The sequence below is a fragment of the Variovorax sp. UC122_21 genome (genome assembly GCF_044056785.1).
Taxonomy (GTDB): Bacteria; Pseudomonadota; Gammaproteobacteria; order Burkholderiales; family Burkholderiaceae_C; genus Variovorax.
This window is the reverse complement of record NZ_CP172004.1, coordinates 3,888,827-3,910,565: the sequence shown is the minus strand read 5'-3', so window position 1 is coordinate 3,910,565 and position 21,739 is coordinate 3,888,827. Positions and strand designations below refer to the sequence as shown.

The 21,739-nt window shown below is 69.2% G+C and carries 21 protein-coding genes and 2 pseudogenes; 12 read left to right on the top strand and 11 right to left on the bottom strand.

Annotated elements, in window-relative coordinates; all coding sequences use genetic code 11:
* Positions 1-20: 20 nt before the first annotated feature.
* The gene (locus ACHMXE_RS30925) at positions 21-860 is read right to left on the bottom strand and encodes an alpha/beta hydrolase (protein ID WP_395347904.1); all 840 of its coding nucleotides are present in this window, start codon (positions 858-860) and stop codon (positions 21-23) included.
* Between the two features lie 39 nt (positions 861-899).
* Entirely contained in the window at positions 900-1,580 is a 681-nt protein-coding gene (locus tag ACHMXE_RS30920) for an NIPSNAP family protein (protein ID WP_395347903.1), read from the bottom strand.
* 181 nt (positions 1,581-1,761) lie between these two features.
* Between ACHMXE_RS30920 and ACHMXE_RS30915 the strand changes: the two genes are divergently transcribed.
* The 3 genes and pseudogenes from ACHMXE_RS30915 to ACHMXE_RS30905 all read left to right on the top strand — a co-directional run.
* Complete coding sequence (locus ACHMXE_RS30915) at positions 1,762-2,547, top strand: IclR family transcriptional regulator (RefSeq protein WP_057596327.1); 786 nt, start codon at positions 1,762-1,764, stop codon at positions 2,545-2,547.
* 207 nt (positions 2,548-2,754) lie between these two features.
* Positions 2,755-3,729: a tripartite tricarboxylate transporter substrate binding protein gene (locus ACHMXE_RS30910; protein ID WP_209540807.1), complete on the top strand. Its 975-nt coding sequence runs from the start codon at positions 2,755-2,757 to the stop codon at positions 3,727-3,729.
* Between the two features lie 58 nt (positions 3,730-3,787).
* Positions 3,788-4,420: pseudogene (locus ACHMXE_RS30905) on the top strand (FABP family protein); the annotation flags it as partial.
* Between the two features lie 125 nt (positions 4,421-4,545).
* On the opposite strand, the gene ACHMXE_RS30900 reads toward ACHMXE_RS30905, so the two are convergent.
* From ACHMXE_RS30900 to ACHMXE_RS30870, 7 genes are all read right to left on the bottom strand, one after another.
* Positions 4,546-4,962, bottom strand: a complete 417-nt coding sequence (locus ACHMXE_RS30900) for a GFA family protein (RefSeq protein WP_395347902.1) — start codon at positions 4,960-4,962, stop codon at positions 4,546-4,548.
* Between the two features lie 23 nt (positions 4,963-4,985).
* Positions 4,986-5,450, bottom strand: coding sequence for an SRPBCC family protein (locus ACHMXE_RS30895; protein ID WP_395347901.1), 465 nt, complete (start codon positions 5,448-5,450; stop codon positions 4,986-4,988).
* 2 nt (positions 5,451-5,452) lie between these two features.
* Complete coding sequence (locus ACHMXE_RS30890) at positions 5,453-5,767, bottom strand: helix-turn-helix transcriptional regulator (RefSeq protein ID WP_203205445.1); 315 nt, start codon at positions 5,765-5,767, stop codon at positions 5,453-5,455.
* Positions 5,768-5,858: 91 nt separating this feature from the next.
* Positions 5,859-7,004 (bottom strand): SRPBCC family protein, encoded by a 1,146-nt coding sequence (locus tag ACHMXE_RS30885; protein WP_395347900.1) that lies wholly within the window; start codon positions 7,002-7,004, stop codon positions 5,859-5,861.
* Positions 7,005-7,076: 72 nt separating this feature from the next.
* Entirely contained in the window at positions 7,077-7,790 is a 714-nt protein-coding gene (locus tag ACHMXE_RS30880; protein ID WP_395347898.1) for a nitroreductase, read from the bottom strand.
* A gap of 3 nt (positions 7,791-7,793) precedes the next feature.
* Positions 7,794-8,336: a DUF4863 family protein gene (locus ACHMXE_RS30875; protein ID WP_395347897.1), complete on the bottom strand. Its 543-nt coding sequence runs from the start codon at positions 8,334-8,336 to the stop codon at positions 7,794-7,796.
* A gap of 26 nt (positions 8,337-8,362) precedes the next feature.
* Entirely contained in the window at positions 8,363-9,349 is a 987-nt protein-coding gene (locus ACHMXE_RS30870; RefSeq protein ID WP_395347896.1) for a tripartite tricarboxylate transporter substrate-binding protein, read from the bottom strand.
* Positions 9,350-9,461: 112 nt separating this feature from the next.
* Between ACHMXE_RS30870 and ACHMXE_RS30865 the strand changes: the two genes are divergently transcribed.
* Entirely contained in the window at positions 9,462-10,439 is a 978-nt protein-coding gene (locus ACHMXE_RS30865; RefSeq protein ID WP_296729311.1) for a LysR substrate-binding domain-containing protein, read from the top strand.
* Positions 10,440-10,443: 4 nt separating this feature from the next.
* Here ACHMXE_RS30865 and ACHMXE_RS30860 read toward each other — a convergent pair whose 3' ends face one another.
* Positions 10,444-11,388, bottom strand: coding sequence for a LysR family transcriptional regulator (locus tag ACHMXE_RS30860; protein WP_203205451.1), 945 nt, complete (start codon positions 11,386-11,388; stop codon positions 10,444-10,446).
* Positions 11,389-11,489: 101 nt separating this feature from the next.
* On the opposite strand from ACHMXE_RS30860, the gene ACHMXE_RS30855 reads away from it, so the two are divergent.
* From ACHMXE_RS30855 to ACHMXE_RS30840, 4 genes are all read left to right on the top strand, one after another.
* Complete coding sequence (locus tag ACHMXE_RS30855) at positions 11,490-12,881, top strand: acyclic terpene utilization AtuA family protein (protein ID WP_395347895.1); 1,392 nt, start codon at positions 11,490-11,492, stop codon at positions 12,879-12,881.
* 528 nt (positions 12,882-13,409) lie between these two features.
* A complete protein-coding gene (locus tag ACHMXE_RS30850; RefSeq protein ID WP_395347893.1) occupies positions 13,410-13,760 on the top strand; it encodes a hypothetical protein in 351 nt (116 codons plus the stop codon).
* Positions 13,761-13,817: 57 nt separating this feature from the next.
* Complete coding sequence (locus ACHMXE_RS30845) at positions 13,818-14,783, top strand: Bug family tripartite tricarboxylate transporter substrate binding protein (RefSeq protein WP_395347891.1); 966 nt, start codon at positions 13,818-13,820, stop codon at positions 14,781-14,783.
* A gap of 244 nt (positions 14,784-15,027) precedes the next feature.
* The gene (locus ACHMXE_RS30840; protein ID WP_395347890.1) at positions 15,028-17,124 is read left to right on the top strand and encodes an alpha/beta hydrolase domain-containing protein; all 2,097 of its coding nucleotides are present in this window, start codon (positions 15,028-15,030) and stop codon (positions 17,122-17,124) included.
* Here ACHMXE_RS30840 and ACHMXE_RS30835 read toward each other — a convergent pair.
* Positions 17,121-17,928: pseudogene (locus tag ACHMXE_RS30835) on the bottom strand (NAD(P)H-dependent oxidoreductase). The gene ACHMXE_RS30840 and the pseudogene ACHMXE_RS30835 sit on opposite strands and share 4 nt — an antisense overlap.
* Before the next feature lie 101 nt (positions 17,929-18,029).
* On the opposite strand from ACHMXE_RS30835, the gene ACHMXE_RS30830 reads away from it, so the two are divergent.
* The 4 genes from ACHMXE_RS30830 (at position 18,030) to ACHMXE_RS30815 (ending at position 21,739) form a co-directional block, all read left to right on the top strand.
* The gene (locus ACHMXE_RS30830) at positions 18,030-18,935 is read left to right on the top strand and encodes a LysR family transcriptional regulator (protein ID WP_395347889.1); all 906 of its coding nucleotides are present in this window, start codon (positions 18,030-18,032) and stop codon (positions 18,933-18,935) included.
* Between the two features lie 635 nt (positions 18,936-19,570).
* The gene (locus ACHMXE_RS30825) at positions 19,571-20,206 is read left to right on the top strand and encodes a hypothetical protein (RefSeq protein WP_395347888.1); all 636 of its coding nucleotides are present in this window, start codon (positions 19,571-19,573) and stop codon (positions 20,204-20,206) included.
* 193 nt (positions 20,207-20,399) lie between these two features.
* Positions 20,400-21,014: a hypothetical protein gene (locus tag ACHMXE_RS30820; RefSeq protein ID WP_395347887.1), complete on the top strand. Its 615-nt coding sequence runs from the start codon at positions 20,400-20,402 to the stop codon at positions 21,012-21,014.
* Positions 21,011-21,739, top strand: coding sequence for a hypothetical protein (locus ACHMXE_RS30815; protein WP_395347886.1), 729 nt, complete (start codon positions 21,011-21,013; stop codon positions 21,737-21,739). The genes ACHMXE_RS30820 and ACHMXE_RS30815 overlap by 4 nt, the downstream gene beginning before the upstream one ends.

Here is a 21,739-nt window from a genome sequence, read left to right as displayed (position 1 = left end):
GCAAGAGGAAGTGGGAGGAATCAGGCATGCGCATCGAGCAGCCGCGCGATCGTGTCGGCGTGGTCGACCATCGCGTCGTGGCCGCCCTGCACCTCGACGAAGGTCCAGGCCGGGTCCTTGCGCACCCGCGCCTTGTGCGCGTCGAACACCGGCATGGCGGGCGCCGAGGCCGCGATGTAGAGCCGCTTGCGCGCGGCCGCGCCGGGCGCGGCGCGCAGCGAGATCGGCTGCAGGTAGGTGCCGTTCGGGTGGTCGGTCAGGCGCGCGTCGACCCAGGCGATGTCGGCCGGATTGCCCAGGCCGAAGGCCTTGGCCGGCAGCTTGGGCCAGCGCGGATTGCCCGCGCGATGCGCGGCCTGCAGCTCGGCCTTGCCGGTGGCGTCGAGGTAGTCGAGCATGCGTTCGCCGTCGTGCGGCGCGAAGGCGTCGAGGTACACCACCGTGTCGATGCGGCGCTCGGCGGCGAGCCGGTCGAGCGCGCCGGTGATCGGGTAGCCGCCATAGCTGTGGCCCACCAGCACCACCTGGCGCAGGTCCTGGCTGCGGATGAAGCCGGTCACGTCGGCGATGTGGGTCTCGAGGTCGATCGCGGTCGAGATCTCGCCGATGCGTTCGCCGACACCCGCGAGCGTGAGCACGCGCACCTCGTGGCCCCGGGCGCGCAGCAGCGGGGTCAGCCGCTCCCACGACCAGGCGCCGTGCCAGGCACCGTGCACCAGCACGAAGGTCTTGCCCGAGGGGCGCGGTGCCGGCGCGGCGCTGCTGCAGCCGGGCAGGGCGGTCGCGGCCGCCGAGGCGACCGTGGCCGCCGCCGCGGCGCCGAGCGCGCCGCTGCTTTCGAGGAATCGTCTGCGTTCCATTGCGTTGTCTCCAGGTTCGAAGGTCATGAAAAAAGGGATTCAGCGCAGCGGCGACCAGTCGGCCGGCCGCAGCACCAGGCCGGTGTGCGTGCGTTCGTGCTGCCGCGCGGTGCGGGCCCAATCGGCCCAGCCGGGCACCGCCTCGGGCCGCGCCTGCAAGGCCGCGAGCGCGGCGAAATCGTCGAAGGCCCACAACACCAGCGCCTCGCTGCCGTTGCGCAGCGCGGTCTCGTAGGCGCCGAACAGGCGCGGCGCGCCCGGGCCCTCGATGCGCGCAGCGGCCTCGCCGAGCCGCGCGAGGTAGTCGCTTGCGCCGCCGGCCTCGAGGCCGATGGTCTGCTGCAGCACCACCGGCGCGCGCACGCCCTCGGCCAGGAGCCGCGCGCGGTCGATGCTGTAGTCGGCCGCCACCAGCACGCGGTCGAAGCCGCCCGTGCGCTCGCCGTAGAAGCGCTCGAGCGGTTCGTGGAACAGGTCGGGCGTGGCGTCGAAGTGGCGCCCGAAGCCCTCCCAGCCGCCCTGCATCTCCCAGAAGGTCACGATCTCGGGCCAGCGCCCCGTGAGGAACACCGGCACCCAGGCCGCCATGCAGCCGTTGCTGGCCGAACCGCGGGCATTGCCCTCGGTGCGCACCAGGCGGCCCAGGGTCTCGAGATAGCGGGTGTGGGCGCCGGGCTGGCGCACCGGGTCGAGGATTTCGTGGAAATAGAGGCGCTGCATAAGACGGCGAGGTGTTTCGATGCTTGAACGCGGGGTGGCCTGGAATCGATGTTTGTTCATGTATATGAACTGTTCCAGAATATAAACACGCAAACCGCGGCTGTCAAACACCGGCGCGCCGATCGGTGGGACGCGGGCCGCGCGCTTCCTAGAATCGGCGCACCTCACAGCACAGGCACCCATGGACGCAGCAGACAGCAAGCCACCCGAATCGGCCGCCGTGAAGTCGGCGGACCGGGTGCTCGACATCCTCCAGCTCCTCGCGCGCCAGGGCGGGGCGCTGACCCATCACGAGATCGGCATCGCGCTCGGCATCCCCAAGAGCAGCCTCACGCACCTGCTGCGCAACCTGGTGGCGCGCGAGTTCCTCGGCTTCGACGGCGCGCAGAGCACCTATGCGCTGGGCCCGGCCGTGTTCGAGCTGGTGCGCGGCAGCGGCCTGCGCGAACGGCTGATGGCGCAGGCCCGGCCCATCGTCGACTGGCTCGCGCGCACCGCGGGCGAGGCGACCTCGTTCTCGGTGCTGCGTGGCGACGAGGTCGAGCGCGCCTGCGTGGCCGAGTCGCGCGCGCCGCTGTCCTACCGCATGGCGGTGGGCGACAGCTTCCCGCTCTACTCGACCTCGGCCGGCAAGGCGATCCTCGCGGCCATGCCCGCGGCGCGGCGCCAGGCCTACCTCAAGAACGTGCGGCTGCAGGCCCAGACGCCCGCCACCGCCACCACGCTCGCGGTGCTCAAGCGCCAGCTCGAGGAGGTCGGCGAAAGCGGCATCGCCTATTCGCGCGGCGAGCACACGCCGGGCGTGGTGGGCATCGCCATCGCCATCGATTCGGGCGACCCGGCCGCGCCCGCGGCCTTCAACATCGTGGTGCCCGACGTGCGCTACACGCCGGAGTTCGATGCGCGCTGCGTCGAGCTGCTGGGGCAGGCGCGCGAGCGCTTCCATGCGGCGTCGCCCGCGCGCTGAGATGAAATACCAACAGCCGGACGCAGAGGACGCGAAGGTTTCGCAAAGGGCGCGAAAGAGAAATTCAAAATTTTTCTTGCCTTCCTTTCGCGTCCTTCGCGCAACCTTCGCGTCATTTGCGTCCGGAAGTCCGCTCCCGTATTCGGCGTCATCCTTCCTTTCATGCGGAGTGTGCGACGTACAACGCGATCGTCCATCGACATGACCATGGCCCGTTTTCTCCACCGCATCGCCGCACTGCTGTGCGCCTGCACGCTGTCGCTGGGCGCCCAGGCCCAGGACTGGCCCGTGAAGCCCGTGCGCATCGTCGTGCCCGCGCCCGCGGGCAGCTCGCTCGACCTGATCGCGCGCACCCTGGCCGACCGCCTGCGCACCGTGTGGAAGCAGCCGGTGGTGGTCGAGACCAAGGCCGGCGCCGGCGGGCTCATCGGCATGGACGCGGTGGCGAAGGCGCCGCCCGACGGCCATGTGCTGGGCATCGGTTTCAACGGCCCGATCGCCTTCGGCCCCTACATGTACGCGCGCATGCCGTATGCGCCGGCGCGCGACCTGCTGCCGATCGTGCTGACCACCTCGCAGCCCAACGTGCTCGCGGTGCAGGCGAGCAACCCGGCCAACACGCTGCCCGAGTTCATCGCCTGGGTGAAGGGGCAGCGCGACCGCTTCAGCTATGCCTCGGTGGGCGCGGGCAGTTCCTCGCACCTCACGATGGAGCTGCTGCGCAGCGTCACGCACATCGAGGCGGTGCACGTGCCCTACGCGGGCTCGCCGCCGGCCGGGCTCTCGCTGGCCTCGGGCGACACGCAGGCGCTGTTCACCGTGGCGCCCGCGCTGCTGCCGCTGATCCAGGGCAAGCGCGTGAAGCTGATCGCGATCACCAGCGCGCAGCGCTTCGAGCTCATGAAGGAGCTGCCGACGGTCGCCGAGTCGGGCTACCCGGGCTTCGAGTCGCTGGCCTGGAACGGCCTGTTCGCGCCCGCCGGCACGCCGGGCGAAGTGGTGCGCCGCATCAATGCCGACGTCAACGCCGTGCTGCGCGATCCCGCCGTGCGCGAACTGCTCGCCAACCAGGGGCTGGCCGTGGGCGGCGGCTCGCCCGAGGAATTCAGGGCCTTCATCGACAGCGAAGGCCGCAAGTGGGGCGCGATCATCGCCAAGGTCGGCATCCGGCTCGACCAGTGATCCCGGCCCCCGATCCGTTTCCCATCGCATCACGAACAACGAACAAGAGGAGTGCCCCATGGCCGATTTTCCGCAGGACATCTACACCGAACCCGAGCCCGATCCGCACACGCTCGCCAACCTCGGCCCGCTGACCGGCCTGGCCGGCATCTGGATGGGCACCATGGGCCACGACGTGAGCCCGAAGGAGGACGGCCCCGAGGCCGAGGCCTTCATCGAGCATGCCGAGTTCCAGCCGATCGACGCGCAGACCAACGGCCCGCAGATCTTCTACGGCCTGCGCTACCACCTGCGCATCGTGAAGCCCGACGACGTCGAGACCTTCCACGATCAGGTCGGCTACTGGCTCTGGGAGCCGGCCACCGGCGCGCTGGTCCAGACGCTGTCGATTCCGCGCGGCCTCACGGCCATGGCCACCGGCCAGGCCGCGCCCGACGCGCGCAGCTTCCGCCTCGAGGCCGTGCGCGGCGGCGACACCAACGGCATCCTCGCCAACCCCTTCCTCGAGCACGCGTTCAAGACCCTGCGCTACACCATCGACGTGACGCTGCACGACGACGGCAGTTGGTCGTACGAACAGACGACGCTGCTCGACGTGCGCGGCAAGCCCGAGCCTTTCGCCCACACCGACCGCAACACGCTGCGCAAGATCGGAGAGCCGACGCCGAACCCGACCGCGCAAGCCGCGCTGGCCGAGGCTGCTGGATCGGTGGCGTCGGCCGTGGCGGCCGCGGAAGCAGGGGACACGATGATTCCGATTCCGCCCGCCGAGGCCAGCGTGAAGCCCGCGGTGCCGGGCGTGCCCGACGCGCTGGCCTAAGCCGTCGGCATCCGCTCGAAGGCCTGCAGCGCGGGATCGAGACCATCCCACGCCAGCCCGCGCACGTGGTACGTGAGCGCCTGCGGCGCGAAGCGTTCGGGTTCGTCGAGGCTGCCCGCATGCACCGCGATCAGCTCGGGCATGCCCGAGAAGCGCACGAACAGCGGCGTGCCGCAGACCGGGCAGAAGGCATGGCTTTTCTGCTGGCCGCTGTCGGCCGCCATCGCCCATTCGCTGGCCGCGCCGGTGATCGCCATGTCGGCGCGCGCGGGAAAGGTCAGGTACGAGCCATGCCCGGTGCCGCTGCGCCGCCGGCAGTCGCTGCACTGGCAATGGTTCTGGAAGATCGGCGCATGCGGCGTGCTGTAGCGGATCGCGCCGCAGGCGCAACCGCCGGTGTAGGGCTGGGTCATGGCGTTGCTCCGGGTGCGCGGCCTCAGGCCGCCTTGGGCTTCGCGAAGACGTCGATGCCCTCGCCGGTCTCGAGCAGCGACTTGAGGCTCGACAGCACGATCGGCCAGCCCTGCTGGATGCCCTTGGCCATGCCGCTGCCGGCCTCGAGCTCGTCGTGCGTGACGGTGAGCCGCACCATGTCCTCGTACGGCACGATGTCGAAGGCCACGCGGCTGTAGGCCCCGGGGTCGGCCGCCTGCGAGGCGCCGGCCCAGGTGATGACCAGCCGCGTCGGCGGCGCGATCTCGACCACCTGGCCCACCAGCTCGACCGTGCGCTCGTCGCTGGCGCGCACGTGCTGCCACGGCGAGCCGGGTTTCCAGTCGGAGACGTTCTCGTGGCCCCAGTAGCGCCGCGCGATCTCGGGCCGGGTGATGGCCTCGAACACCTTCTCGGGCGTCGAGCGGATGTAGGTCACGTAGACATAGCTGATCTTCTCTGGCTTCATCGTCACTCTCCTTCGAGTTCCTTCTTGAGGTCGTGCAGCAGCGTGAGCCGCTGACGTTCGAACTTGCGCACCCAACGCTCGTAGACCTCGTGCAGCGGCACCGGGTTGATGAAGTGCAGCTTCTCGCGGCCGCGCCAGACCGTGGTCACCAGGTTGGCCGCCTCGAGCAGCCCGATGTGCTGCGTGACCGATTGCCGCGCCATGTCCAGGTGCTCGCAGAGCTCGCCGAGCGTCTGCCCGTTGTGGTCGTGCAGCAGATCGAGCAGCTTCCTGCGGGTGGGGTCGCCCAGTGCCTTGAAAACCTTGTCAGCGTCCATTCGTCGTTGTTCGTGCGTGAGCGGATGATATGCAGGCAAATACCTGCATGTCAAGTCGACCCGTGCCGCGGCCGATGGCCGAGGAGGTGCTTCAGGAGAGCGCCGCTTCCACGTCCGCGTGGAACTTCGCCGAGCAGCACTCGGTCGCGCCGAGGTACAGCGACGCCTGCGCGCCGCTCGCGAGCGTGGACTGCACCGACACGCCGAGCGCGAAGTCCTCGGCCAGCGCGCCCCAGTACGAGTCGAGGTTGCGGCGCCAGTGCCGTTGCGCCTTCTCGTTCGCGGGTGGCTCGGGGATCAGCATGGTCGCGATCACGCGCGAGCGTTCGGGGGCCTCGGGCAGCACGGTGAAGGCGTTCGCATGGTCGCCTTCGTGCAGGATGAAGGTGGCCGGAAAGAAGTAGTAGATGACGTTCGAATGCGGCCCGAGCTGCCACTGGTCCTCGGGCACATCGCGTAGCCGCTCGATGCCGCGCTTGGGCAGGAAGATGCGCTGGTGCGCGCCCTCGTGGTCGGCGATCAGCAGGTTGTCGTGGAACATCTGCGCGATGCTGTCGCGGTGCGCGTACTGGAAGTGGTAGGTCTCGAGGTTGGCCTCGAACGGGATCTTCCAGTTGGCGGCGTTCGCGAACTCGCGCTGGTCGAACGGCACCCAGCGGTCGTAGCCCCAGTGGCGCAGGTCGGCGCCGAAGCGGCCGAGCCAGCCTTGCATGTCGATGCACGCATCGTCCTCGCTGCTCGCCACGCGCGGAATCGCCCAGACGAAACCCAGCGCCTCGGCCACGGGCACGCGCGCGAGCTGGCAGTCCTTGGCCGGCGCATGCGGAAAGTCGGCCTCGCCGGGCCGCCCGCGCAGGCTGCCGTCGAGACCGTAGGTCCAGCTGTGGTACGGGCACACGAGCACGCGCTGGTTCGACGCGCCGGCCGGCCGCAGCCGCGCGCCGCGATGGCGGCAGGCGTTGACGAAGCCGCGCAGCTCGCCCTCGCGCGTGCGCACCAGCAGCAGCGGCATGCCGGCCGCGTCGATGGCCAGCGTGTCGCCGGGCCGTGCGAGCGCGGCAGAGGGGCACAACGCCAACGGATGGCGGCGGAAGATGCGCTCGACCTCGCGCGCATGGCGCTCGGGGTCGAGGTAGCGCGACACCGGACTCAGCGAGGGTTCGCCGCGCTCGGTGCCGCCGCTGGCGATCAATGCCAGCGCGCGCCGGATCAGCGCCTTCTGTTCGTCATGCTGCATGCGCCTGTGCCATCGATGCGGCCTTCACGGGTGGGGCTTCATTGTGGCCAGCGGCGTGCGGCGCGGCTTGTCTCAACTGGTCGAGGCTTCGCCGAAGCCGTCGAAGCACGCGAAGTCCTCGACCGCCCGCCGCGGCATCGCCATCCGGTTGACCTCGGCCGACGGATCGCCCCAGCCCATCGACATGCCGCAGGCCGTGACCTCCTCGGCAGGCATGCCCAGCCGCTTGGCGATCAGCGCATGGAAGGGCGCGAACGAGACCTGCGGGCAGGTGTCGATGCCGCGCGCCTTGGCCGCGATCATCACGTTCTGCACGAACAGGCCGAGGTCGAGCCAGCTGTGGCGCGCGAGCCGCGCATCGATGCCGAAGATCAGCCCGACCGGCGCGCCGAAGAAGCCGTAGTTGCGCCGCGTCTGCCGCGCGCGGGCCGCGGCGTCCGCGCGGTCGATGCCCAGCGCGCCGTAGTAGCGCGCCGCGAAGGCCGACTGGTGCTCGCAGAAGGGGGCGGGCAGCGGATCGGGAAAGTGCGAAGGCGCCTCGAAATCGCCCGCCACGAAGGCCGCGTCGAGCGCATCGCCGAGCGCCTTCAGCGGCGCGCCGGCCAGCACGTGCACGCGCCAGGGCTGGGTGTTCGAATTGCTCGGCGCCGTGGCCGCCACCTGCAGGATCTCGCGCACCAGCGCCTGCGGCAGCGCCCGCGGCGCAAAGGCGCGCACCGAGCGGCGCGCACGCAGCACCGCGTCGACATGGCGTGCGCTGTCGGTGGGAGCGTCGGCCCGCTGCATCGCTCAGTCCCGTGGCGCCGGGTGGTAGGCGATGCGCCCCGCCGGCAGGAAGAACAATGCGATCACCGCGCCGCCGCGCGCCTCGGGGTAATGGTGGCTGCCCGGCGCGGGCGCGGTCCAGCCGGCCTCGCACCAGCCGTTGGGTCCGTTGAGCGCGGCGCCTTCGTTGAGCGGCACCACCATGTTGAACTCGCCGTAGGGATGGGCGTGGTACTGGCCGCGGTAGGCGTGGCCCGGGTTGCCTTGCGTGTTGCCGGTGCTGTCCATGTAGACGGCCGTGATGCTGAAGCCCAAGGTGCGCTCCGAGGGCTCGGCGATGCGGCTGCGGCGGTAGATGGGCCCGTCGAGTTCGACATTGGCGGCCCAGCCGTCGCGCACGCCTTGCCTCACCAGCCGCGCCAGCGACCGGTAGAGCGCGCTGTCGGGGCCATGGGTGCGGTTGAGCCACTGCTCGACCTCGGTGCCCGTGGTCATGTCCTTGATCTCCTCGAGGAAGGGAAGGCTTCGCTCGATCAGTTCCTCGCGGTCGGTGTGTGTCGTGCTCATGTCTTTGCTCGTGGGGGTTGGAGGGTTCATTCGTCCGAGCGGAAGCCCGAGGCCCGCACCACGGGTCCCCAGGCTTCGCGCTCGCGCCGGATCTGGCGCGCGTAGTCGTCGGGCGCCTGTGTGTGGACCTCGAGGCCGACCTGGTCGAAGGCCGCGCGCAGGCCCGGGTCCTTGCTGGCCACGACCATCGCCTCGTGCAGCGCGCGCACGCCGGCCTCGGGCGTGCCGGGCGGCGCGAACACGCCGTAGTTCTCGGCACCGCGGATCTGCGCGAAGCCCTGTTCGGCGAAGGTGGGCACGGCCGGCATGAAGCGCGAGCGCTGCTCGCCGCTCACGGCGAGGATGCGCAGCTTGCCCGACTGCAGGTAGGGCATGAAGTCGGCCACGAAGCCGAGGTAGGCCGGGATCTGGCCGCCCAGCAGGTCCTGCATCGCGGGTGCCGAGCCGCGGTAGCCCACGTGCTGCAGCTCGAGTCCGCCGGCCTCCGACAGCTGCCAGCCGAGAAAGTGCGCCACCGATCCCGCGGCCGGCGAGGCGTAGCTGGCGCCCGTGGGCGTGGCGCGCACCCAGGCCACGTAGTCCTGCAGTGTCTTCACCGAGGCCGGCACCGCTGCGCTCACCGCCAGCGCGCAGGTCGCGATCACCAGCGGCGAGACCGGCACGAAGTCGGTGGCCGGGTCGTAGGCCAGCTTGCTGTAGACATGCGGGTAGATCGTGAGCGCCGAGGCCTGCGTGCACAGCAGCACGCTCGCATCGGGCTTCTCGCGCTTGAGCTGGCCGCTCGCGATGCGCCCGGCCGCGCCCGCGCGGTTGTCGACGAGGTAGTGCCGGCCCTGCTTGCGCCAGGCTTCGGCGAGCTGCCGCGCCGTGGTGTCGAGCGTGCCGCCGGCCGGGTAGCCGACCAGCAGCTTGCCCGGGCTGCCCTGCGACTGCGCGAAGGCGCGCGGCAGCCAGCCGGCTGCTGGAAGGGCGAGCGCGGCCTGCGTGAAGCGGCGGCGTGTGAGTGCGTTCATGGCGGGCCTCGTGGTGTGAAGTGGCCGAATGATCGGCCGGCCCCGAATTGAATGGAACTGGCGCTTTTGCAAGCGCAGAATGCACGGCATTCAACTCATGAAGAAGCGCGCCATGAGCATCGGACGCATGGACCTAAACCTGCTGAAGGTCTTCGACGCGGTCTTCGAGGACCGCAACCTGATCCTGGCCGGCCGCCGGCTCAACCTCAGCCAGTCGGCCGTGAGCCATGCGCTCACGCGGCTGCGCGAGCTGGTGGGCGACGAGCTGTTCGTGCGCACCGGCAAGGGCATGCAGCCCACCGGCCGCGCGAGCGCGATGGCGCCCGCGCTGCGCGATGCGCTGCGCCGCATCGAGGCCACGCTCGGCGTCGAGCCTTTCGATCCCGCGCTGTCCTCGCGCCGCTTCACGATCGCGGCCAACGACCACATCACGGCGGTCATCGTCGCCGGCCTCACGCGCGCGCTGCAGCAGGCCGCGCCCGGCGTCGACCTGGTGATCCGGCCCTCGACCCGGCTCGACCTCGCCGAGCAGATCGACCTGGGCCGCATCGACCTCGCCATCGGCACCTTCTCGCAGGTGCCGGCGCGGCTCAATGCGCGCACGCTGCTGTCGCAGGGCGAGGTGATCCTGATGCGCAAGGGCCATCCGGCGGCCAGGCGGAAGCTCGCGGTGCGCGACCTCGCGAAGTACGCGCTGGTCACCACCTCGCTCGGCGGGCAGGAGGAGGGCGCCGTCGACGGCTTCATCCTCGAGCGCGGCCTCGCGCGCCAGTCCGAGATGTTCGACCGCTCCGCGCTCGCCGAGGCCCTGGCCGCGATCGGCCAGGCGCCGCGCCTGCGCGTGACCGTGCCGCATTCGCTGGCCATTCCCGCGCTGCTGCGCGAGAGCGACATGCTGTCGATCGTGCCGGCCTCGCTCGGCGCCTACCTCGCGCGTGCCGGCGAACTGTTGCAGCGCCAGCCGCCGTACCGCGCCGCCACCGTGGTCACGCGCGCGGTCTGGCACGGGCGCAACGACCACGACGCCGCGCATGCCTGGCTGCGCGAGATGGTGGCCGCGGCGGCCAGGGCGGCCGGCGGCGAGGGCTGAAGCGCTAGAAGTCGTCGAGCTTGAGCTTGCCCAGCCGCGCCACGATCAGGTCGTGCAGCGTCTGCGCCGCCACCGACAGGCTGCCCTCGCTGCGCTGTACCAGGTAGACCGTGCGCGTGAGCGCGGGCAGCGGCAGCGGCCGCGTCACCAGCGTCTCGCGCCGGAAGTGGAACAGCGTGAGCGCCGGCACCACGCTGATGCCGAGCCCGGCCTCGACCAGCCCCATCACCGTGGCCAGGTGCTCGACCTCGAACACCGCGTTGAGCCGCAGCGGATGCAGCGCCACGTCGAGCGCCTGCCGCACGCTGCTGTTGCGCGCCATCTGGATGAAGGGCCAGGGCGCGAGCTTCTTGGCCGTCAGCCGGGTCTCGCGCGCGAGCGGATGGTCGGTGCGGCACACCAGGTGGAAGCGGTCGGCGCACAGCCGCTGGCCGCGCAGGTCGCTGTAGGCCGCCTCGCCCGCGCCCGAAGCCGCGAGCGCGAAGTCGGCCTGGCCGCTGCGCACCAGCGCGATGCAGGCATCGGACAGCGCATCGTCGAGGTCGACGCGGATGCCGGGCCAGGTCTGCATGAACTCCGCGAACACGCTCGGCAGCCAGCCCGCGGCCAGCGAGGGCAGGGCGGCCACGCGCACCCGGCCCTTGCGGCGTTCCACGTGGTCGGCCAGGTCGGCCATGGCGCCGCCCATGTCGTCGAGCAGTCGGCGCGCCGAGCCCTCGAACAGCCGGCCCTCGGGCGTCAGCTGCACGCTGCGCGTGTCGCGGTCGAACAGCCGCGTGCCCACCGCGTCCTCGAGCGTGCGGATCAGCGCGCTGAAGGCCGGCTGCGACAGGTGGCTGGCCTGCGCCGCGCGCGTGAAGCTGCGCAGCTCGGCCAGCGCGAGGAAGGCGCGCAGCTGGCGGGTCGAGAGATCGGGTGTCTTGCGCGCGGCGGCGCTGCTGGTGCTCATCGCTTGTCTCCGGGGCTCGGTCGTTGTTATTCGAAATCCAGATCAATCGATCTGAACTTTCGATTTTACGGATCAGGTACGGGTGCCTACAGTCGCCGGCCATGGACTCCCCCGCATCGCCGCCCCTCCTGATCGGATGCGCCGCCGGTTTCTCCGGCGACCGCACCGACGCCGCCGGACCGGTGGTCGACACCCTGATCGCGCGACTGCGCCACGGCCCCGCCGGGCAGCGCGCCTTCCTGATCTTCGAGACCCTGGCCGAGCGCACGCTCGCGCTGGCGCAACTGCGCCGGCGTGCCGACCCCGAGGCCGGCTACGAACCGCTGCTCGACGCCATGCTGCGCCCCGTGCTCGCGCGCTGCCTCGACAACGGCATCCGCATCGTCAGCAACTTCGGCGCCGCCAACCCGCGCGCCGCGGCACGCCACATCGCGCGGATGGCCCGCGAACTCGGCGCGCCGGTGCCGCGCATCGCGGTGGTGGAGGGCGACGACCTCTCGGGCCCGGCCCACCGCGCGTTGCTGCGCGAGGCGCTCGGCGCCGCGATGGACGGGCTGCGGGTGGTCAGTGCCAATGCCTATATCGGCGCCGAGCCGATCGCCGCCGCGCTCGACGCGGGCGCGCAGGTGGTGGTGTGCGGCCGCGTGGCCGATCCCTCGCTGACCGTCGGCCCCGTGCTGTCGCACTTCGGCTGGCGCGCCGACGACTGGCACCGGCTCGGCCGCGCGACCATGGCCGGGCACCTGCTCGAATGCGGCGCGCAGGTCTGCGGCGGCTATTTCGCCGACCCCGGCTACAAGGACGTGCCGGGCCTCGCGGCCGTGGGCTTTCCGATTGCCGAGATCGATGCCGACGGCCACTGCACCATCGGCAAGGCCGACGGCACCGGCGGCCTCGTGAGCGAGGCCACGGTGAAGGAGCAACTGCTCTACGAGGTGCACGACCCCGCCGCCTACCTCACGCCCGACGTGGTGGCCGACATCGCCGAGGCCGAGGTGCATGCGCTGCCCGGTGCCGACCGCGTGGCGCTCTCGGGCGTGCGCGGCCATGCGCGGCCGGCGCACTACAAGGTCAACGTCTGCCACGAGGGCGGGTGGCTCGCCGAGGGCGAGATCTCCTATGCAGGGCCGCGTGCCGAGGCACGGGCACGGCTCGCGGCGCAGGTGCTGCGCGAACGGCTCGATGGGCTTGCCTTGCGCGTGGACCTGATCGGCGCGCTGAGCATCTTCGGCGACGACGCCGGCCAGGCGCTCGCGGCCACGCCCGACAGCGGATTGCGCGACGTGCGGCTGCGCGTGGCCGCCACCCATGCCGAGCGCGCGCAGGCCGAGCGGCTGGCACGCGAGGTCACGGCCCTCTACACCTGCGGGCCCGCGGGCGGCGGCGGTGTGCGCACCGCGCTCACGCCGCGGCTCAACACGATTTCGTGCCTGCTGCCGCGCGAGGCGGTGCCGGTGCGCTTCGAGTTGCTCGATGAAGGAGAGGGCGCATGAGCAAGGCCGTGTCTTTCTCCCTCCCCCTTTGGGGGAGGGCCGGGGTGGGGGCACCGGCCCTTCGCGACCGTCGCACGTCATCGACCGCCCGAGCCCTCACCCCCACCCTCTCCCCAGGGGGAGAGGGTGTCCTGCCTTGTCCCCTCTCCCGCATGCGGGAGAGGGTCAGGGTGAGGGTGCTGGGCCTCGACGACCGCCATTGCCTCTCCACCGCCCGCTGCCCCCATCCCGACCTTCCCCCAAAGGGGGAAGGAGCCAAGCCATGAGCAAGACCGTGTCTTTCTCCCTCCCCCGCTGGGGGAGGGCCGGGGTGGGGGCACCGGGCCTTTGCGACCGTCGCGTTTCATCGACCGCCCGAGCCCTCACCCCAACCCTCTCCCCAAGGGGAGAGGGAGTCCTGCCTTGTCCCCTCTCCCGCGTGCGGGAGAGGGCCAGGGTGAGGGTGCCGGGCCTGAACCACCGCCACGCCCTCTCCACCGCTCGCCGCCCCCATCCCGACCTTCCCCCAAAGGGGGAAGGAGCCAAGCCATGAGCCTCGAAGTTCCTCTCTACCGCGCCGCCCACGGCCGCACCGGCGACAAGGGCGATCGCTCGAACATCAGCGTCATCGCCTGGCACCCGGCGCTCTATCCCGTGCTCGCCGAGCAGCTCACGCCCGAGCGCGTGGCGGAACAGTTTCGCCACCGCGCGCCCTCGCAGGTGCAGCGCTTCCTGCTGCCGAAGCTGCACGCCATGAACTTCGTGCTCGACGCCGTGCTCGACGGCGGCGTCAACGACGCGCTCAACCTCGACACCCACGGCAAGGCGCTCTCGTTCCTGCTGCTCGACATGCCCGTGCGCGTGCCGAGCGAGCTTGCGCATCACCTGGCCGGCCCCTGAGCGCCGAAGCAACCCTTCACCGAATTTCCAACCATCGATCCCGGAGACAACAAGACCATGAACCGACGTTCCCTCACCCTGCTCGGCGCCGCGCTGGCCCTGGCCCCGCTGCTGGGCCAGGCGCAGTCCTTCCCCGAGAAGCCGATCACCTTCGTCGTGCCCTTCGCGGCCGGCACCGCCACCGACCAGATCGCGCGCGCCCTCGGCAACGTCATCACGGCCGAGACCAAGCAGGCCGTGGTCATCGACAACCGCGCCGGCGCCAGCGGCTTCATCGCCTCGCAGTTCGTCGCCAAGGCGCCGGCCGACGGCTACACCGTGCTCATCACCACCAACACCACGCACGCGGCCAACGAGCATCTCTACAAGAAGCTGCCCTACGACCCGGTGAAGGAATTCGCGCCCGTCGCCGGCCTGGGCAAGGGCGGCCAGATCATGGTGGTGAACCCGTCTTCGAACGTGAAGAGCGTGGCCGACTTCATCGCGCTCGCGAAGAAGGAGCCGGGCAAGCTGAGCTTCGGCAGCGGCAGTTCGTCGAGCCGCATGGCTGGCGAGCTGCTGCAGCAGATGGCCGACATCAAGCTGCTGCACGTGCCCTACAAGAGCAACACCCTGGCCGTGACCGACCTGCTCGGCGGCCAGATCGACATGATGATCACCGACACCGCCACCGGCCTGCCGCAGGTCAAGGGCGGCAAGCTGCGCGCGCTCGGCATGTCGAGCGCCAGCCGCTCGCCGCTCGCGCCCGACGTGCCCACCATCGCCGAGGCCGGCGTCAAGGGTTACGAGATGGGCTACTGGTTCGCCGCCTACGCCCCCGCGAAGACCCCGCCGGCCGTGGTCAAGCGCCTCAACGAACTGCTGGTGAAGGCCGCGAAGAGCGACAGCGCGAAGACCGCCTTCTACGAGCCGAGCGGCACCGAGGTCTTCACCACCACGCCCGAGGACCTCGCGAAGTTCCAGGCCGGCGAATCGCAGAAGTGGGGCCGCATCGTGAAGGCGGCCGGCATCGAGGCCGAATGAGTAGCGAGGCCGGGCTGGCCGATACGAACTCGCCTTCGATGAAATAGATCCGTTCACGCTGAGCCTGTCGAAGCGCCGCGCGAGGCTTCGACAAGCTCAGCCCGAACGGGTGCTGTCGATCGACGGCGACACCCTACGAGGCCCGGCACGTCAGATACGCCTTCGCGGAGATCGGCGCCGCACCGGCCGTCGCTCGCATTCAACGGGCGCCGGCCATCCATCCAGCAAAAAACAGGAGACAGACATGAATCGATGGAGCCTCGCGGCTGCCAGCGCGGTCACGGCCGCGCTTTTTCTGACCGCCTGCGGCGGCAGCGGTGGAGGCGGCGGCGGCCTGCTGCTGCCCCCGCCCGCCAGCAACCCGCCCGCCAGCAACCCACCGCCCGCGGCCAGCGCGCCCAAGTACACGCTCTCGATCGCCAGGACCGAGGACGTGCCCGGCAGCTTCGGCAGCGCCGGCGCCTACGAGAAGATCACCGGCACCTTCACCGGCGAGGTCGACCCGAAGGACACGCACAACGCCATCATCCAGGACCTCGCGCTCGCGCCGACCAATGCCAACGGCAAGGTCGAATACAAGTCCGAGTTCGTGCTCTTCAAGCCCAAGGACATGAGCAAGGCCAGCGGCGTGCTGCGCTACGACGCGCCCAACCGCGGCAACATCGTCAACCTCGATCCCTATTTCGCATCGCGCGGCTACGTGTTCCTCACCGCCGCCTGGCAGGGCGACGTGCCCGCCGCCGCCGGCAAGGTCACGCTGACCGTGCCCGTGGCGAAGAACCCTGATGGCAGCACCATCACCGGCCCGTACCGCGCCGAGCTGCTGCCCACCGTGGCCACCGGCGATTCGCTGCCGCTGCCCGGCGGCCCGTTCAATGCCGCGATGCAGGCCTACGCCACCGCCAGCCTCGACAACACCAAGCCGGGCTACGTGCTCACGCGCCGCATCAACGAGGAGGACGCGCGCCAGCTCATCCCGGCCAGCGAATGGAAGTTCGCCAAGTGCGCCGCCGGCAACCCGTTCCCGGGCACGCCCGATGAAACCAGCGTGTGCCTCAAGGCTGGCTGGGACCCGGCCTACATGTACGAGCTCGTTTACGTCGCCAAGGACCCCAAGGTCATGGGCCTGGGCCTCGCGGCGCTGCGCGACATGATCGCCTTCTTCCACCACGAGGCCAGCGATGCCGCCGGCACCGCCAACCCCGTGGCCAGCGCCATTCGCAACACCATTGCATCGGGCGTGTCGCAGTGCGGCAACTTCATGAAGACCTTCGTGCACCTCGGCTTCAACGAGGACCGCGCGGGCCGCAAGGTGTTCGACGGCGTGTTCGCGCAGATCGCCGCGCGCCAGACCAACATCAACACCCGCTTTGCCATTCCGGGCGGCGGCGGTGGCGTGCGCACCGACCACACCGCCTTCGGCCAGGCCGGCACGCGCGGCCTGTCGAAGGACTACGTCGACGACGTGGCCCAGCGCCGCGGCGGCATCCTGTCGCGCTGCGAAGCGACCGGCACCTGCCCCAAGCTCTTCATCGGCTTCAGCGGCACCGAGTTCTACGTGCTGCAGGGCTCGCCGCTCCTGACCGACGCCTGGGGCACCACCGACCTCGCGCAGCCCGCCAATGCGCGCGTGTACTACTACGCCAGCAGCCATCACCTGCTGGGCCTGCCATCGATGCCCGGCAGCGCGGCCGGCGCGCTCTATGCCACCAACGGCAATGCCGGCGTGATCCCCGTGGTGCGCGCGCTCTACCAGAACCTCGAGGACTGGGTCGTGAAGGGCACCAACCCGCCCGACAGCCAGGTGCCCAGGCTCGCCGACAGCACCCTGGTGCGTCCGCAGCAGGTGAAGTTCCCGGCCATTCCGGGCGTGGCCTATACCGGCCTGGTCAACACCTTCTCGCTGCTCGACTGGGGCCCGAACTACCGTCCGCAGGACGAGAGCGGCATTCCCACCCAGGTGCCGCCGGCCTACCTGGGCCGCGACTACGCCATCCTCGTGCCGCAGGTCGATGCCGACGGCAACGACATCGCCGGCATCCGCAGCCTCGACGTGGCCGTGCCCCTGGGCACCAACACCGGCTGGAACTACACCAGCAAGCCCGCCACCATCGACCAGGCCGGCCTGTTCGGCGCGTACTTCCCGTTCGCAAAGACCACGGCTGCGCGCACCGGCAGCGGCGACCCGCGCCTGTCGCTGCAGGAGCGCTACACCGACCAGGCGGGCTACGTGTCGGCCGTGACCGCCGCCGCCAACGACCTCGTGGCCCGGCGCTTCATGCTGCGCGTGGACGCCGACGCCGCGATCGCCGCCGCGGCTGCGACCCCCGTGCTGCCCTAAGCCTCGGCGACAGCCTGGGCTTCGGCCGGTGCCTGGTGCACCCCGAAGCCCGAGCGGCCCGGCGCAATGTCGGGCCGCAGGGTGAGGGCGGGAATCTCGTAGTCGCCGTGGTTCTGACGGCGAAACGGGATCGGTGCCGTGCTGAACAGCGTGTCCATCCTCGCCCCCAGTTCCTGCTCGATGCGCGCGTAGGCGGCCGCGTCGACCTTGCCCGTGCGATGCACCACGTAGGGCGGCAGCACCTCGAAGCCCGGGTAGTAGAGGATCCCGTGATGGATCGGGAACAGCAGGTCGTCCATCGGCCCGTTGATGCCGCGCGGCGCGTAGTGCGAGGCCCAGCCGCCCGTGGTGGTGACCACCATCGCGCCGCTTGCCCGCCATCGAGCCTTCGCCGAAGCGGTCGCCCCAGTGGCTGTCGGAATGTTCGCCCACTCCGTAGGCGAAGCCATAGGCATAGATGCGCTCGATCCAGCCCTTGAGGATCGCCGGCATCGAATACCACCAGAGCGGAAACTGCAGGATCACCGCGTCGGCCCACAGCAGCTTCTGCTGCTCGGCCTCGATGTCGGCCGCCTGCGTGCCGGTTTCGAAGGCGCGCAGCGAATCGAGCGCGGGGTCGAAGGGGGCGGCCGCGTCGCGCGCCGGGAAGTCAGCTGCTTCGAGCGCGGGCTTCCAGCGCATCGCATAGAGATCGGAGGTGCGCACCGAATGGCCCTGCGCCTCGAGCCGATCGCGCATGAAGCGATGCAGCGAGCCGTTGAGCGAGGCGGGTTCGGGATGCGCGAGCACGAGGAGTACGTTCATGGATTCACCTGAGGTCGGAAGAAAGGAAGAGGAGCGATGACCGCAGGTTAGGCAGCGTGGCGATATATTGGAAATGAATAGTTCGAATTCCAGGAATTGCCATGAACAATTTGAGCCGTCTCGACCTCAACCTGCTGCTTACGCTCGACACCCTACTGGCCGAGCGCAACGTCACCCGCGCGGCCAAGCGACTGAACCTCTCGCAGCCTTCGGTGAGCGTGCAGCTCGCCAAGCTGCGCGAGGTGTTCAAGGACCCGTTGCTCGTGCCCGCCCAGCGCGGCATGCGGCCCACCGCGCGCGCCGACGAGTTGCGCGAGCCGCTGCGCGAGGCCCTCGAATCGCTGGGCCGCGCCGTCGCGCCCAGCAAGCCCTTCGACCCCGCCGAGGCCACCACCACCTGGCGCATGGCCGCCGCCGACTATGCCGAGTCGGCCATCCTGCTGCCCGCGCTCGCCGCCATCCGCGCCGCCGCGCCCCACACCCGGCTGGCCGTGGTCGAGGCCGTGCCGCTGCGCATGGCGCGGCAGCTGGAGCAGGGCGAGGTCGACCTGTTCTTTCACACCAGCGTGGGCGCGCCGCCGGGCCTGCACCGGCGCGTGCTGTTCCACGAACGCTATGTGCTCGCCGGCCGCGCCGGCCACCCGCGCCTGAAGCGCCGGCCCACCCTGGCGCAGTTCTGCGCACTCGAGCACGTCGTGGTGTCGCTCAGCGGCGGCGGCTTCAGCGGGCCCACCGATGAAGCGCTGGCCGAGAAGGGCCTCACGCGGCGCGTGGCGCTCTCGGTGCCGCACTTCCTTTTCATGATCTCGGTGCTGCAGACCACCGACATGGTCGCGATGCTGCCCGAGCGGCTGGCGCGCGGGGCTGCGGAGCTACGCGTGGTGGAGGCGCCGCTGGAGGTGCCGGGGTATGAGATGGCAATGCTTTGGCATGAGAGGAAGCATCGGGATGCGGGGCATCGGTGGGTGAGGGAGAGGGTGGTGGAGGGGGTGGCGTGTCGGCCCTAGACTGAATGCGGAAGTTCGCCGATGCCCGCTTTGAGGAACTCTATTTCTGGTTTTTGTAGCGTGCACAACAACACGGGAACTAGTTCCAGGCGCAAGCCAACGCTCAGGAGGCAGGGGAGATTGGCGCGCTTGCGGCTCAAACAGTGATGGTGAGCAGCAGCTTGCGCTGCAGGACAAGCTGGTCACACTCTGGGCGGGCAGGCCAATGCGTCTGTGGCTGAAGCCGTGAACACGCTGCGGGCGAACACCGGTCTGGTCAATGCGAGAGCGACCATATCAACGCCCAGGCAGCGCTGGCAAAGGCTGAAAAGCGATAGCACCGTTGCTTGTGGGCCGCGCTATAGCGCTCTGACGTCTCGGTGCCTTGGCGCATTCTTGGGAAACGAAGCGCGATAGTTCATTCCGTGAGCTGGTGTCCGCACTAGATTGCGGCATGGGCGCTTTTCTACCCGTCGCGAATGCCTTTCGGGCAAACCAGGGCTCCTACCGAGGAGGGGTATCCCTCTGGGTAGGTTTTCGCTGCTGGACGGTCCAGTTCTCGCTCCCCAGATAATCAGAAAGGAGGCGAAAACAATGCCGTTGCTTGATCGTAGGCGGTGCGTGACTGCGCCGTCGTCATTTCTGCGTGGGCCGCTATGAGCACAGTGGCCTCGTTGGATGCGCTGTTAGATCTGACGCCTCAGCAGCGAAATCTGCTGCTGATGAGGCCGCTGTTCCAGCTGGAGCTCACCAAGAACAAGTACTCAGATGCTTCCTCTGAGGGGCGCGGCCTGTTCGACGGGGTTGATACGCACTACATGAGCCTCGCTGCCCTGACCCACATGATGGAGGGGACAGCGGTGGCTGTTGGCTATACCCAGGAGGAGGTGGTGCAGTACTTGGGCGGGATCGTGACCCGGATGAAGCCGGCGGCCACCGCAGCTCAGTGCCGACGGATTGCGGAGATCGTTGTGGACGCGCTCGACAACGCGTCCAACAACTATCAAGAGCATTCCTACGAGTTTTTCCACGCGCCCTCGGGAGAGATACGCGCGGTCAAGTTCAGGCTGACGACCCACGAGCCGGACCTGGAAGACGTGTATCGCTACCGGCCTACCTCGGAAGGCTATCTCGTCTTGATGGGGATGCTCGACCTGAAAGTCGAGGATCACCAGATACTGGTGGAGCGCATGCTCCAGTTGCTCATCGAGCGTGGTCGGTTTGACCAAGCCTACGAGTTCGCGCGGCGGGCTCGGATGCTGTCGATTGAGCACCGCCAGCAAAATCCGTGACTTCATCCATCAAGCTTGGCGTGCGCCTGGTTCGGTTGCTTGGGCTCGAACATTGCTCCTCGACTGACAGAAGCACGTCTCCACATCCACGCTCGGCAAGAGGAAGACCGGCGGATGGAGGAGTCGGTGCGGGAGCAGCTCATCTCGTTGCCCGAAGGGCAAGCGCCGTGGGCAGCTGATTCGCCTGAACGACGTGCTCAGGAGCGCCAGTGGCGTGCGCGCACATCTGCAGGTGGACGTCACCGTCGCAGGTGAAAAGTTCATGACTGCTCAAGCAGGTGCCTTCCGGTCACGACGGCCTTCGTCATTTCCCGACCTGGAGACCCGTCTGTTGCCCGATGCCCTGAGTACATCTCAGGCCGAGCTGGCAAAAGGAGTCGATGCGCTTTTGCTAGGACTGTACCCAGCCGTCTTTCCCAAGGCGCCGGATCTCTCTGACCTGCTGGCACTGCTGCTGGCCAAGCGAGAGTACGACGAACCGATGGATGACGACTCGGAAGGGGCAGAGATGCTGCCCTTCAAGGTCTACGTTGACCCGTTCCCGGAGGAGACGTCGAAGTCTGTCCAGGCTTGGTTGAACCGGAAGTTCGACATCGGGGGCAGTTGGAAGCTTGATGAACTCCTCGCTTTAGCCGAGGACGACGGGCTGTCCGCGATAGAGCGCCAATGCGTTGTCTACATGCTCTACAGAAGCTACCCCGACAGCGAGAACCTATTCAAAGGCTTCCGCGCGGAGGCTGACGGCAGCTTTTCATCGGACGTTGCCGCTGGCGACAACCTTCGTTTTGATCCCTTGGAGGACAGATGAGCAGCATCAATCGAGACGCGAGCAGGCTCCTGTACAAAGCGCTCCACCTCACCGGTACACCGTCGAACGACGCAGAGTACCGAGACCTGCTCTCGCGCTACCGGGCAGATCCGACGTTCTGTACAGCGGTCCAGGAGTCGGCGATCGGGATGGAGCTTTCAATCCTGGACGTCAGCGAGCGCGGTCTGATCGTTGCACCGTCCTCAAAAAACAGCCGGTTTTCGCTGAGGATGACGGACCTGCGAGGCACATTCACCTCGGAGCAAAAGGTCGCGCTCGCCATGGCCCACCTGGCAATAGCGGCCGTGTTCTTTTCTACAACAGATCGACTGGACGACGACGCCAAGGCGCCTTTGCCTGCAACGCTGGCCAGATTCAGGGACACGCTGCTCGGTCTGGTCAGCCGGCTGTCTGATGCTCAAGACTCCGATGTGCCTGAGTCGGTTGCTGAAGAACTGGAGCCGGGGTGGCAGTACTTGAAGCGACTACCCGCAGTGAACCCGAAAGCAGAGCGCGCGGCGTCTTCCTCCATCGATGGTTTCGTGAGGATCGCGGTGAACAAGATGCTCGAGTATGGCTTGATCAGGTCGTTTCGTGAGAGCGACGACGACGCGCAGTCGCTCTATACGGCCACGCACAGGCTGAGGGTGCATTTGAGGGAGCTCACTCTGCCCGCCTTGTTTCACCTGACACGCGATGCGGCGAACGCTGCCGGAGGCGCTTGA